This is a genomic window from Rhizobium binxianense, from assembly GCF_028994275.1.
GTDB classification, from domain to species: domain Bacteria; phylum Pseudomonadota; class Alphaproteobacteria; order Rhizobiales; family Rhizobiaceae; genus Rhizobium; species Rhizobium binxianense.
The window spans coordinates 2,908,850-2,920,992 of the sequence record NZ_CP118713.1 but is presented as its reverse complement, the minus strand read 5'-3'; the positions used below and the strand labels follow the sequence as shown (position 1 = coordinate 2,920,992).

At 63.1% G+C, this 12,143-nt stretch carries 12 protein-coding genes; 4 read left to right on the top strand and 8 right to left on the bottom strand.

Annotated elements, in window-relative coordinates:
* From PO860_RS14535 to PO860_RS14525, 3 genes are read right to left on the bottom strand one after another with little or no spacing between them, the layout of a single operon-like run.
* The gene (locus tag PO860_RS14535) at positions 1-2,814 is read right to left on the bottom strand and encodes a DUF4159 domain-containing protein (RefSeq protein WP_273884318.1); all 2,814 of its coding nucleotides are present in this window, start codon (positions 2,812-2,814) and stop codon (positions 1-3) included.
* Positions 2,811-3,731, bottom strand: a complete 921-nt coding sequence (locus tag PO860_RS14530; protein WP_183608016.1) for a DUF58 domain-containing protein — start codon at positions 3,729-3,731, stop codon at positions 2,811-2,813. Before PO860_RS14530 ends, PO860_RS14535 begins: the two co-directional genes overlap by 4 nt.
* Before the next feature lie 13 nt (positions 3,732-3,744).
* Positions 3,745-4,755, bottom strand: a complete 1,011-nt coding sequence (locus PO860_RS14525) for an AAA family ATPase (RefSeq protein WP_097620252.1) — start codon at positions 4,753-4,755, stop codon at positions 3,745-3,747.
* A gap of 158 nt (positions 4,756-4,913) precedes the next feature.
* On the opposite strand from PO860_RS14525, the gene PO860_RS14520 reads away from it, so the two are divergent.
* From PO860_RS14520 to PO860_RS14510, 3 genes are read left to right on the top strand one after another with little or no spacing between them, the layout of a single operon-like run.
* Entirely contained in the window at positions 4,914-5,537 is a 624-nt protein-coding gene (locus PO860_RS14520; protein WP_273881182.1) for a DUF1285 domain-containing protein, read from the top strand.
* On the top strand, positions 5,534-6,184 hold the full coding sequence (locus tag PO860_RS14515) for a CoA pyrophosphatase (RefSeq protein WP_183608018.1): 651 nt from the start codon (positions 5,534-5,536) through the stop codon (positions 6,182-6,184). The genes PO860_RS14520 and PO860_RS14515 overlap by 4 nt, the downstream gene beginning before the upstream one ends.
* On the top strand, positions 6,181-7,446 hold the full coding sequence (locus PO860_RS14510; RefSeq protein ID WP_273884317.1) for a CCA tRNA nucleotidyltransferase: 1,266 nt from the start codon (positions 6,181-6,183) through the stop codon (positions 7,444-7,446). The genes PO860_RS14515 and PO860_RS14510 overlap by 4 nt, the downstream gene beginning before the upstream one ends.
* A gap of 66 nt (positions 7,447-7,512) precedes the next feature.
* Here PO860_RS14510 and PO860_RS14505 read toward each other — a convergent pair whose 3' ends face one another.
* The 3 genes from PO860_RS14505 to hemF form a co-directional block, all read right to left on the bottom strand.
* Positions 7,513-7,698: a DUF1059 domain-containing protein gene (locus tag PO860_RS14505; RefSeq protein WP_010029983.1), complete on the bottom strand. Its 186-nt coding sequence runs from the start codon at positions 7,696-7,698 to the stop codon at positions 7,513-7,515.
* A gap of 112 nt (positions 7,699-7,810) precedes the next feature.
* Positions 7,811-8,080: a hypothetical protein gene (locus tag PO860_RS14500; protein ID WP_183608020.1), complete on the bottom strand. Its 270-nt coding sequence runs from the start codon at positions 8,078-8,080 to the stop codon at positions 7,811-7,813.
* Positions 8,081-8,183: 103 nt separating this feature from the next.
* Positions 8,184-9,095, bottom strand: coding sequence for an oxygen-dependent coproporphyrinogen oxidase (gene hemF, locus PO860_RS14495; protein WP_273884316.1), 912 nt, complete (start codon positions 9,093-9,095; stop codon positions 8,184-8,186).
* 177 nt (positions 9,096-9,272) lie between these two features.
* Between hemF and PO860_RS14490 the strand changes: the two genes are divergently transcribed.
* Positions 9,273-9,533 (top strand): hypothetical protein, encoded by a 261-nt coding sequence (locus PO860_RS14490; protein WP_183608022.1) that lies wholly within the window; start codon positions 9,273-9,275, stop codon positions 9,531-9,533.
* 3 nt (positions 9,534-9,536) lie between these two features.
* Here the strand turns inward: PO860_RS14490 and PO860_RS14485 are convergent, their stop codons facing one another.
* Entirely contained in the window at positions 9,537-11,183 is a 1,647-nt protein-coding gene (locus tag PO860_RS14485; protein WP_272781942.1) for a Na/Pi cotransporter family protein, read from the bottom strand.
* A gap of 191 nt (positions 11,184-11,374) precedes the next feature.
* A complete protein-coding gene (locus PO860_RS14480) occupies positions 11,375-11,836 on the bottom strand; it encodes a tRNA (cytidine(34)-2'-O)-methyltransferase (protein WP_183608024.1) in 462 nt (153 codons plus the stop codon).
* Positions 11,837-12,143: the final 307 nt, after the last annotated feature.

Here is a 12,143-nt window from a genome sequence, read left to right as displayed (position 1 = left end):
TCATTGTCCTAACCGTTCGAGAAGGTCGGGAACATGGACCTGGTCGGTCTTGTAGTTGCCGGTCAGCATGTACATCATGATGTTGACGCCGGAACGATAGGCATATTCGCGCTGCGTTTCATCCGACGGCACGGTCGGCAGTATCGGTATGCCGTTGTCGTCGATTGCCCAGGCACCGGCGAAATCATTGCCGGTGATCAGGATCGGCGAAACGCCGTCGGCTGTCGCCGCCGATTTTTCGGTCGCTTCGCGGCCGCCCTGCCGGGCCTCGATCCAGAGGGGGCTGCCGGTGTAACGACCGGGAAAGCTCGAGAGGAGATAGAAGGATTTCGTCAGCACGTGATCTGACGGTACCGGCTCGAGCGGCGGAATGTCGAGATTGCCGAGGATTTGCTGCAGCCTTTGACCGTTGGCGCTGACATTGCCGCCATTGTCCAATGCGCTGATCTGGTCGCGCGTATCGAAAAGCACGGTGCCGCCATTGCGCATATAGGCGTCGATGCGGCTGATCGCCGCCGTCGACGGCATCGGCGCCGTCGCCGAAACCGGCCAGTAGATGATCGGGTAGAAGGAGAGTTCGTCCTTGGTGGGGTCGATACCCACCGGCGGCGCCGGCTCCAGCGTCGTGCGGAATGTCAGGAACTGGGTGAGGCCCTCGAGGCCGCGCTCGGATATATTGTCCACGTCCTGTTCACCGGTGACGACATAGGCGAGGTGGGTGTTATCCAGCCTCTGCAGGATGAGGTCGTCGCCGGGCTGGGAGTCGTCGGCGTGAAGCGTGCCGGATTGCATGAGAAAGCCGGCACTGAGCGCAATGGCGATCATCGCCGCTGTGCGGACCGCCGGGCGCGAGCGCGAGAACGCGCCATTCATGAAGAGGACGACGAGGCTATCGGCCAGGAGCAGCAGGAAAGCTGTAAGAAAGAGCGCGGGCTTTGCTGACCAGCTCTCGCCGCCGATCAGGCCTTCGCGCACGGCATTGGTCCCCGTTGTGTCGAGCGGCATCAGTTCGGCATTCTCGGGCAGGACGTTCAGTGAGGTGAAACCATCTTCCGAACCGTAGAGCCCGGGCGGGTTGTCGAAATTCGCCGTCGGCTCGGCTCCGGCCGGTGGAATGAGGGGCCGCGCCGAACCCGTCTCGGAGACAAGCGTGCCCTTGGCGGTCAGCATGCGGAACGGCGGCAGCGTCTCTGAGACACGCGCATTGCCGCGCGCCTCCGACGTCACGCCGCCCGAGCGCGATATCTGCAGGAGGTGTCGCAGCATGTCGACGAAAGTGCCTGAGATCGGCAGATCGGACCAGGTCGCTTCCGCCGTGACATGAAACAGGACGATCTGGCCGGATGCGAGTTGCTTCATCGTGACGAGCGGCGTGCCGTCGGCCAGGCTCGCCCAGGTGCGTTCGGCAAGATCAGGCGTCGGTTCAGCCAGCACCTGGCGCTTGACGACGACATCGGCGGGACGCGTTATGCCGGCAAAAGGCCCGAAACTCGGAAATTCGGCAAGCGACTGCGGCTCGCTCCATGACAATGTGCCGCCCAGCGCCCGTTCTCCCTGGCGCAGGATGACAGGGATCAGCGGATCGTCCGCAGGCGCTGCCGCCATGCGCGGGCCGGCAAAACGCAGGAGCATACCGCCATTCGATATCCAGCGGGTCAAAGGTTCGTAGGTCTCCTCCGGCAGCCGGCCGATATCGGCCATGATGATGATGGAGGGATTGCTGGCGAGAAGTTTCGGTATTGCCACCGAAAGATCGGAATCGCTGGGTTGGATCAGATCCGCATAGGGCTGCAGCGCCCGCTGGATATAATAGAGCGGCGAGAGCAGCGGCTGGAACTCATCCCCTCCTTCACCTGACAGCAAGACGACACGGCGGCGCTTGAATGCGTCGTCGAGAAGGTGGACCGCGCCTGCCGTCGCGCCGTTATCAACGCTGACGCGGGCGAAATCGTTGCGCATCTCGAAAGGTGCGGTGATCGAACTCGTCGCAACGCTCTGGCCGGGACGGAAATCCACCCTGCCATTGGCGATCGAGCGGCCCTGGTTATCGACGGCGTTCAGCGCCACGGATGCGGCATGCGAGGTGTTGAGGCGTGTGACCTTGACGGTCATGGCATCAGCCGCATTGTTGGCCGCGGTGATCGCGACCGTCCGTGCGGCGTCGCCCTCGATCAGGCGGAGATCGGCGGGCTGGAGTTCGGCGAGCCTGCGCACCGTGGCGTCGTCGGCCTTGGTGGCGGCGCCGTCGGTCAGAAAGGCGAGGGTGCCCGGCTTGATGCCGTTCAGCGCGGCGCGCAGCGCCTGGAAGGCGCGCTCACGGTCCGGTACCAGCGGTCGCGGCTCGGCGGCGCGCAGCTTGTCGCGGGCGCTTGCGGCGGTGCCTGGAACGGCGTCGTTGGTCGGATCGGCAGTGAAGGCGATCGATACGGGCATGCCGGCGGATTCGGCATCGTCTATCAACGCGTCGGCGGTCTGGATGCGGCGGTCCCAATCAGGTGCCGCCGCCCAGCTGTTGTCGACGAAGAGGACGAGCGGGCCGCCGGATGCGAGCGAACTGGTGCGTGGATTGAAAACCGGATCGGCGATCGCAAGGATGACGACGGCGGCGAGCAGCATGCGCAGCAGCGTCAGCCACCACGGGCTTTGCGCCGGCGTCTCCTCGCGCTTCAGCACCGATGCGAGGATCTTCAGCGGCGGGAAGACCTCGCTCTTCGGACGTGGCGGCGTCAGCCGCAGCAGCCACCAGATGACGGGCAGCGCAACGAGCGCGCCGAGAATGGCGGGAAAGGCGAAAGCGAAGGGAAGGGCGCTCATAGCTGCCCTCCGTGCGTTGCCTTGGCCGGCATGCCGGACAGATACATATGCACCGCGACCAGTGCCTCCGACGCAAGGTGATCGGTGCGGTGGCTCGCGAAGGTCCAGCCGAGATGGCGCAGCGATTGTCCGAGGCTGTCCCTGCGGGCGAGGTAGGCGTTGCGATAGGCCTCGCGGATGTGTTCGGCGCGGCCGGAGACGAGCTTGGCGCCGGTCTCCGGATCGGTGAATTCGGTGCGGCCGCTATAGGGGAATATCTCCTCGGCGGGATCTGCTATCTCGACCACATGGCCGCGCAGGCCGCGGCGGGCAAGCGGGCCGAGGCGTTCCATGATCGCCGCCGCATCGTCGAGGAAATCGCCGATCAGGACGAGGTCGCTCCAGCCGCGGATCATCGCGGTTTCCGGCAGGCCGCCGGTTAGCGGCGTGTGCATGAGCGCGGCTGCGAGGCGTTCGGCGGCGTTGCGGGCGGAGGCGGGTTCCATGATGCCGGGGCAGCCGATGCGCTCGCCGGAGCGGGCGAGGATTTCGGCCAGTGCCAGCATGACGACCAGCGCGCGGCTTTCCTTGGAGACGTTGCCGTAGCTCGACTTGTACATCATCGAAGGCGACATGTCGCACCAGAGCCAGATCGTGTGGGCTGCCTCCCATTCGCGTTCGCGCACATAAGTATGGTCGTCGCGGGCGGAGCGGCGCCAATCGATGCGCGACAGGCTCTCGCCCTCGGCATAGGGACGGAACTGCCAGAAATTTTCGCCGATGCCGCGTTTGCGGCGGCCATGCCAGCCGGCGATCACCGTATTGGCGATGCGCTTGGCTTCCACCAGGCAGTCCGGCACCAGGGCGGCCCGCTGCCTGGCGCGGGAAAGGGCATCGCTGCCTGACGTCGGGTTGACGATCTGTCCGATAGATGCCACGCGTCCGGCTTCCTTATCCCTTTGCCTGCTTGACCAGTCCGGCGATGACATCGCGCACCGACATGCCCTCGGCGCGGGCGGCGAAAGTCAGGGCCATACGGTGCTGGAGAATGGGTTCGGCGAGCGCGAATATATCGTCGAGCGAGGGGGCAAGGCGGCCTTCGTAGAGCGCCCTGGCGCGCGCGCAGAGCATCATCGCCTGGCCGGCGCGAGGGCCGGGACCCCAGGCAACGTTCTTGTCGGTCGAGGCATTGCCCTGTCCGGGACGGGCGGAACGCACCAGCGCCAGGATGGCATCGACGACCGTGTCGCTCACCGGCATCTGCCGCACCAGCGTCTGGATTTCGATCAGCCGCTGCGCGTCGATGACGGCCTCCGGCCGGGTTTCGCCCAAGCCTGTCGTCTCCAGCAGGATCTGGCGTTCGGCGGCGAGTTCGGGATAGTTGACGTCGACCTGCAGCAGGAAACGGTCGAGCTGGGCTTCGGGGAGCGGATAGGTGCCTTCCTGCTCGAGCGGGTTCTGGGTGGCGAGCACATGGAACGGCGCCGGCAGGTCATAGCGCTGGCCGGCGATGGTGATGTGATATTCCTGCATGGATTGCAGAAGGGCCGACTGGGTACGCGGCGAGGCGCGGTTGATCTCGTCGGCCATCAGCAGTTGGGCGAAAACGGGGCCCTTGACGAAGCGGAAAGAGCGGCGTCCACTGTCGTCCTGGTCCATCACCTCGGACCCGAGAATATCCGAGGGCATCAGATCCGGCGTGAACTGGATGCGGTTGGCGGCAAGGCCGAGCACTTCGCCGAGCGTCGTCACCAGTCTGGTCTTGGCAAGGCCGGGGACGCCGACCAGCAGGGCATGGCCGCCGGAGAGCACGGCAAGAATGGTGTTCTCGACGACGCTTTCCTGACCGAAGATTACCTTCGAGACTTGTCCGCGGATGGCGGCGATATCGGAGAGCGCCTTCTCGGCGGCGGCGACAATCGCCTTTTCATCGAGGCTGGCTTCGGTCTTCATCATACCCACGGGCATCTCCAACGGCTGAAATCATTCGGCAGCGAATCGGCGGACTTATACATCTGCCTCATACTCGATAGAGTTATGGAGATGCGACGGGCTGACAAGTTCGTTGCGAATGACTATCTCGTGACTTTACTTCGTTAAGGACAAACCGGGACGGAAGAATGGCAACCGAAGAAATCAGCGGACAGGCGGATGCGGCGGGACTTGCCGCAATGATTTCGCGCGCGTCCGCGGAAAGTAGCGGTAAAAAACGTGGGTTGCCGCCGGTCGAGCGGTGGAATCCGCCTTTCTGCGGCGATATCGACATGGAGATCAGGGCCGACGGCACCTGGTTCTACATGGGCACGCCGATCGGCCGGCCGGCGCTGGTGCGACTGTTTTCGACGGTTTTGCGGAAAGACGACGACCAGAAGACCTATCTCGTAACTCCTGTGGAAAAGGTCGGGATAAGGGTCGTCGACGCTCCTTTCATCGCCGTGGAGATGAGCGTAACGGAGGGGCAAGGCCAACAGGTGCTGACCTTCCGCACCAATGTCGGCGATGTCGTGGAGGCGGGAGGCGAGCATCGGCTGCGCTTTGCCATTGCTGACCGCAATGCCGAACTGAAACCCTATCTGCATGTGCGCGGGCGGCTGGAGGCGCTGGTGTCGCGTGCGGTGATGTATGAACTGGTCGCGCTCGGCGAGATCCTCGACGTAGAGGGGCGGGCAATGTTTGCGATCCGCTCCGCCAGCGAGGTCTTCCCTGTCATGCCGGCCGACGAACTGGATGCTCTTTGCCGATGAATGATGCGATCACCCACCGTTATCCGCTGTTCTCAGCAGCCGAATTCCGCCGCCGCGCGCTCAACCAGAACGGCGGGCCGGTCGATCATGCCTGGCGCGATCACGGCGACCACATCCTCAACCCCGATATCGTGGCCGAGGTCGAGACCTTCAAGCTGCGCGACGCTGCCGTGCTCGTGCCCGTCGTCGATGACGGCGAAGAGGCGCAGGTGATTTTCACCAAGCGCACGGCGACGCTGCGCAAACATTCCGGGCAGATCGCCTTTCCCGGCGGCTCGATCGATCCCGCCGATATCTCACCTGAGATGGCGGCGATCCGCGAGACGGAGGAGGAGATCGGTCTCCCCGGTTCCTTCGTCGAAACCGTCGGGCGGCTGCCGAATTATCTTGCCTCGACGGGTTTCCGCATTACGCCGGTGCTCGGCGTCGTCACGCCGGGCTTCGCACTGACGCTGAATCCGGCCGAGGTGGACGATGTGTTCGAAGTGCCGCTTTCCTTCCTGATGAATCCTGCCAACCACAGCCGCGACAGGCGTGTCATCGACGGCATCGACCGGCATTTCTACCGCGTGCCCTATGAAACCAGAATGATCTGGGGCATCACCGCCGGCATCGTCCGCACGCTTTACGAAAGGCTTTATGCATGACCGGCCTTGCCGACCAAGCTTGGTTCCGCGATCCGGCACTCGGCCGGATCCTTTCGCTTCTCAACGCCGATGGTGGGGCCGATGGCGGGGAAGCTCGGGTGGTCGGCGGCGCCGTGCGCAACAGCCTGATGGGCCTGCCGGTCAGCGATATCGATATCGCCACGACACTGACACCCGAGATCGTCATGGACCGGGCGGCAGCGGCCGGTATCAAGGCGGTGCCAACCGGTCTGCAGCACGGCACGGTGACGCTCGTCATCGACGGCAAGCCCTTCGAGGTGACGACACTTCGCACCGATGTCGAAACCGACGGACGGCATGCCAAGGTTGCCTTCAGCACCGACTGGAAGGCGGATGCCGAACGGCGGGATCTGACGATCAACGCGCTCTATGCCGATGCCGAGGGCGAAGTGGTGGATCTGGTCGGCGGGCTTGCCGATATCGAGGCGCGCAATATCCGCTTCATCGGCGATGCTGCAAGGCGTATCGCCGAGGATCATCTGCGCATCCTGCGCTTCTTCCGCTTCTTTGCCTATTACGGCTCCGGACGGCCGGATGCCGAGGGGCTGAAGGCCTGTGCCGCGGCGCGTTCGAAACTGAAGACGCTGTCGGCAGAACGCGTCTGGTCGGAGCTTAGAAAGCTGCTCGGTGCTGCCGATCCCGGCCGGGCGCTGCTCTGGATGCGGCAGATGGGGGTGCTGACGGAAATCCTGCCGGAATCGGAAAAATGGGGGATCGATGCGATCCCTTCGCTGATCGCCACCGAAAAGGCGCTCGGCTGGACGCCCGATCCGCTGCTGCGCCTCGCGGCGATCGTGCCGCCCGATGCGGCGCGGCTGGAGGCACTTGCGGTTCGGCTGAAGCTCTCGAATGCAGAAGCGGCCACTCTCAAGGCCTGGGCGACGGCAGCGCCCGTCAATGACGAGATGTCCTCGGCGAGCTTCGAACGGCTGCTTTACCGCAACGGTGCCGACGGTATCATGACGCGGCTGAAGCTGGCGCTCGGCGTTGCGCGCGGCAAGGCTGAAGGGGATTTCGGTGAAATGGCGCGGTCGGCGCGGCTAACAAAGCTGCTGGATCAGGCGACGAACTGGACGAAGCCGCAGTTTCCGTTGAACGGCGGCGATGTGATTTCAGCGGGCATCGTCTCCGGCCCGCGCGTCGGCGAGCTGCTTGCAGGCCTGGAAAACGAGTGGGTCGAGGAAAACTTCGTCTCCGACCGGGCGGCACTGCTCGCCCGGCTGCAGGAACGCGTCCAATAGCGAATCCCGCGCCGCACCCGTTGGATGCGGCGGCTTTCGTCGTTGGTATGAATACTCGCCCAGCTATCAGGCGGCGGTCGCTTCGTCGCGGATGCGGGCCTTGATGTTATCAACCATATTTTCGCGTATGGTCGTTTCGCCATGAGCCGTCTTCAGGTGCTCGACGGCGCGGCGGACCACCTCTGCGTCATTATCCGCCCGGGTGTGCCAAGCGCAGCCGGGAACGAGCGTGCCGCATTCGAAAAGTCGCATGGTTTTCTCCTCTGTCTGAAACGCAACGGCCATCGCGCTTTCACGCGATTGATGAATGTGCGGAGGAAGAGAAGGTTCCGGCCGGCATGAGGTGACGACCGGAGAAGGTCTTTCAGTCGGGCATCGCCCAAGCTTTGTAGGTATCCGAAAGCTGGCCGGGCATGTTGCTGTTGGCGGCCGCGGCTTCGTTCTGCAGCTGTTCCGGCGATTTCCCGCCGGCCAGTTGCAGCTTCACCTGTTCGATGAAGCAGGACAGCGGCAGATCCGAGCCGCTCTTGGCCCGCAGTTTCTCGGCGATGCGCGTCAGAAACTCCGGTGCGTCGATTGCGCGGGATGTTTCCTGGACATCCGTGGACGCAGGCGAGCCACTTTGTATCGTCATGACAATCCTCCTCCGATTGTTACGCACATACATATAAAGTTAGGACGCACTGAGTTTTCGTGAAGGTCTTTCACCTCGAATTTATCGATGAGATATCACAGTGTCATGGCCAGCGGACGACGGGCGGCAATGACGACAGAATGGATTCAACGTTGCCGCCGGTCTTCAGGCCGAAGATGGTGCCGCGATCATACAACAGATTGAATTCGACGTAACGGCCCCGTCGGATCAATTGTTCGTCGCGGTCGGCTTCCGTCCACACCTTGTTGAAGTTGGAGCGGACGATCTTCGGATAGACCATGGCGAAGGCCCGGCCGACATCGCGGGTGAAGGCGAAATCGGCGTCCCAGCCTCCGGCTTCCTCGCTCGAATGCAGCCAGTCGTAGAAGATGCCGCCGATGCCGCGGGCCTCATTGCGGTGCTTCAGGAAGAAATAGTCGTCGCACCAGGCCTTGTAGGCGTCGTAATCGGCAACTGCGTGATTGCGGCAGGCGATCTCCATGGCTTTGTGGAAGAGCTGGCTATCCTCGTCCTCCTGCGTGCGGCGGCGCGACAGCACCGGCGTCAGGTCGGCGCCGCCGCCAAACCACCGGCTCGTGGTGACCACCATGCGCGTGTTCATATGCACGGCCGGGACGTTGGGGTTGACGGGATGGGCGATCAACGAGATGCCCGAGGCCCAGAAACGCGGATCATCCTTGGCGCCGGGTATCTGCGCCCGGAAATCCGGGGAGAATTCGCCGTGGACTGTGGAGGTATGGACGCCGACCTTCTCGAAGACGCGCCCTTCCATCATCGACATCCGGCCACCGCCGCCGGCGCCGTTTTCGCGCGACCAGTCCTTGGCGACGAAGCGGCCGGGCTCCTGGTCGGAGAGCGGTCCTTCCAACTCATCCTCGATAGCCTCGAAGGAGGCGCAGATCGTATCGCGCAATCCCTCGAACCAATTGCGGGCGGCCGCCTTCTTCTCTTCGATATCGCCAGGCAGGCCGATCGGCAGTTCCGGTCTTTCCATTTTCGTCTCCGGCGGTCGACATCGTCTTCGGAGGCGACTCGCTCATTCTTGATTGCCGGCCATGATTAGCAGTTGGCGCTACGTCTCGCCAAGCCGAGACAGCACCGCTGAGCGCTTCCAAGATTCGACTCGCAAATAAAGAATTTCGATATTACCTTTTCCCAAGAGGTAGGTTTGATGAAAAAAGTTCCAGGGCCTCCGTCCTTCGACGGCCTGAAGCGCAGGATCGCGAGACATCGGGCGGAAACATCCTCCCGCAGGAAAGACCATTTCGTGCGTGAGACATATTGCCTCGGCCTCCTCGACGCACGCGCCAAGGCGCGCGAATGGTTCGACGAATATCCGAAAGCCGCCTATTGGACCGAGGTGGAGAGCTGGCGCCAGCTCGACGGCGACCAGATCGAATTCACCATGCGCCGCCTGCCGACGGCCGACTGACCGTCACTTCGCAGGGGTGCGCACACGGCTTTCGATCAAGAGGCCGCTTTCATCCATAATCGGATGCGCGACGGAGACGATGTGGGCGTTGATGCGCTTGAGGTCGCGCAACATATCGAGATGCAGCGAACTTGTCTGCAGGCTGTCGGTGCGGCCGTCGCGCAGGCGTTCGAGGTGACGCTCGGCCGACTGTTTTTCCATCCGGCGCACCTCGACCTTCACCTCCATCATCTGACGCGCGAGATTGAAATCGCGAGTGACGAAGATCGTCTGGGCGACGCGCAGGTTGTCGATCGTCAGATCGAACAGCTTGCGCAGTTCCTGGTGGCCGTCTTCGGAAAATTTGAGCCCGAGAGAGATTTTCTTCGCAACTTGCTCCGCCAGGCCTTTCTCGATGATGTCGCCCATATGTTCGAGATTGATCGCATAATCGATGACGACGATCGACCGGCGGGCGTTCTCGTCGCTGAGACCCTCGCGGCCAAGCCTGGAGAGATAGACCTTCACCGCCTGCTGCAGCCGGTCGACGCGCTCTTCGAGGGCGGGGATCTCGGTAAGCTTGGATGCGTCGTTGTGCTCGAAGGCCTCGGAGACCCGGATCAGCATGCGCTCGATCAGGTCGCCGACGCCGAGCACTTCGCGGGTGGCGCTGGCAAGGGCAACGACCGGCGTCGAAAGCTCCTGCGCATCCAGATATTTCGGGGCACTGTCGGGCTCGGCCTGATCCGGCACCAGCCGGGCCATCAGAGCGGCGAGCGGCCGGGAGAATGGCCAGGCAACCGCTGCCAGCAGAAGGTTGAAGGCAAGATGCGCATCGACCGGCAGCTTGGCTGGCTCGAAGGGCAGCATCTGGATGAGTTCCGCGCCGTAGCCCGCCAGCGGGAGGGCGATGAGACAGCCGAGCGTGCGGACGGCGAGATTACCGAGAGTGACGCGCCGCGCCGAAGCCGGGCCGGACAATGTCGCGACGACAGGCGGTATCGCACCGCCGAGATTGGCGCCGAGTACGAGCACGATGACGAGTTCGGCGGAGATGAGGCCGGCCGAGGCGAGCGACAGGATGAGCACCACCACCGCAAGGCTCGACGAGGATAAAAAGGCGAGGGCTGCCGCGAAGAGCAGCGCCACCGGCAGCGCGCCGTCCAGCAGGCCGATGAAGGCGGCGAGAGCCGGAGAGGCGCGCATCGGCTCGGTCGCAAGGCCGAGAAGGTGCAGCGACAGCAGCATCAATCCGATGCCGATCAGCGCCGCACCGCCGCCCTGACGGGTGCTGGAGCGGCGGCGGTAAAGCACGATGCCGGCCAAGATCAGGAGGGGAGAGAGCCATTCGATGCCGGTGGCGACGATCCAGGCGGTGATTGCGGTGCCGACATTGGCGCCGAGCAGGACGATCTGCGCCATGCGCGGCTTGACCAGATCACGTTCGACGAAGGATGCGGTCATCAGCGCCGTCGCGGTGGAGCTCTGCAGCGCGATAGTCGCCACGAGACCGGACAGGAAAGAACGAAAGCCTCCACGTGTGCCGCTCGCCAGTCCCGTTCTCAGGCGGGCGCCGAAAGCCCGGGAAACGCCATCCTTCACCTGCGCGAGGCCGAACAGCAGCAGAGCCACGGCGCCGAACAGGTTGATCATGATGATTGTGGAGTCCATTTTGTTGTTTTTATTCTTCTTTCGTCGGCCAGGAGGCGTGCAAGCCTGGATTTTGCCTTCCCAAGCTGTTGAAACTATAGAGGCAATTCGAATTTTTTGATTGCTCGGCTAATAAATATAGACCTGTTTGGCAGATTGACAACGTCATTTTGCGACACGTGCCGTCGGCCATTCCGCCGAGGCGGTGTCGATCAAACCCAGGCGGTTTGGCGCATCGCCTCGCCGACGATCATTGCGGCCGAGACCGCGACATTGATCGAGCGCTGGCCTTCGACCATCGGGATCAGGATGCGGGCGTCTGCGGTCTCATGCACCTGATCCGGCACGCCGGCGCTTTCACGGCCGAAAAGCAGGATATCGTCGGGGCGAAAGGCAAGGTTGGTGTAGCGATCGGCGGCTCTCGTCGAGGCGAGGATCAGGCGGCGGCCTGATGTGGCGCGCCACGCCTCGAAGCGCTCCCAGCTGATATGGCGGGTCAGCGCCGCGGCGGCGATATAATCCATGCCGGCCCGTTTCAAATTGCGGTCGGAGACATCGAAGCCGGCCGGCTCGATCAAATCGACCGCGAAGCCGAGGCAGGCGGCTAGCCGCAGGATCGTGCCTGTGTTGCCAGGAATATCCGGCTGGTAGAGTGCCAGTCTGAGGTCCGTCATGACGTGCCGCCTTCTTGTTTTCGTTTCGATGCGCGAGGCGTAATCCAACTGTTATTTCGGAGCAACAGGGGCGCGTTTGGCCCGGAACATTCAATTTACGCCATTATGGGGCTGGAAATTTCGCGGTTTTCGCGTTATCCATCCCCAGCTTCAATCGCCAGCAGGGAGGGCCGACATGAATATTTTGCTCGATATGCGCTTTCCCGCCGTGATGCCGATCAAGGCGACATGGCGCCGCTAGTGCGCATTTCTTCCTGAAATCCCCTTCTTGATCCATTGTGCGGCTGTTTCAGCCTCGCCCCTTGAA

What these genes read in the sequence shown, in the direction of transcription:
- PO860_RS14535 (WP_273884318.1), bottom strand. Translation starts at nt 2,814, where the DNA reads ATGAGCGCCCTTCCCTTCGCTTTCGCCTTTCCCGCCATTCTCGGCGCG.
- PO860_RS14520 (WP_273881182.1), top strand. Translation starts at nt 4,914, where the DNA reads ATGGCAACCGAAGAAATCAGCGGACAGGCGGATGCGGCGGGACTTGCC.
- PO860_RS14515 (WP_183608018.1), top strand. Translation starts at nt 5,534, where the DNA reads ATGAATGATGCGATCACCCACCGTTATCCGCTGTTCTCAGCAGCCGAA.
- PO860_RS14510 (WP_273884317.1), top strand. Translation starts at nt 6,181, where the DNA reads ATGACCGGCCTTGCCGACCAAGCTTGGTTCCGCGATCCGGCACTCGGC.
- PO860_RS14505 (WP_010029983.1), bottom strand. Translation starts at nt 7,698, where the DNA reads ATGCGACTTTTCGAATGCGGCACGCTCGTTCCCGGCTGCGCTTGGCAC.
- PO860_RS14500 (WP_183608020.1), bottom strand. Translation starts at nt 8,080, where the DNA reads ATGACGATACAAAGTGGCTCGCCTGCGTCCACGGATGTCCAGGAAACA.
- hemF (WP_273884316.1), bottom strand. Translation starts at nt 9,095, where the DNA reads ATGGAAAGACCGGAACTGCCGATCGGCCTGCCTGGCGATATCGAAGAG.
- PO860_RS14490 (WP_183608022.1), top strand. Translation starts at nt 9,273, where the DNA reads ATGAAAAAAGTTCCAGGGCCTCCGTCCTTCGACGGCCTGAAGCGCAGG.
- PO860_RS14485 (WP_272781942.1), bottom strand. Translation starts at nt 11,183, where the DNA reads ATGGACTCCACAATCATCATGATCAACCTGTTCGGCGCCGTGGCTCTG.
- PO860_RS14480 (WP_183608024.1), bottom strand. Translation starts at nt 11,836, where the DNA reads ATGACGGACCTCAGACTGGCACTCTACCAGCCGGATATTCCTGGCAAC.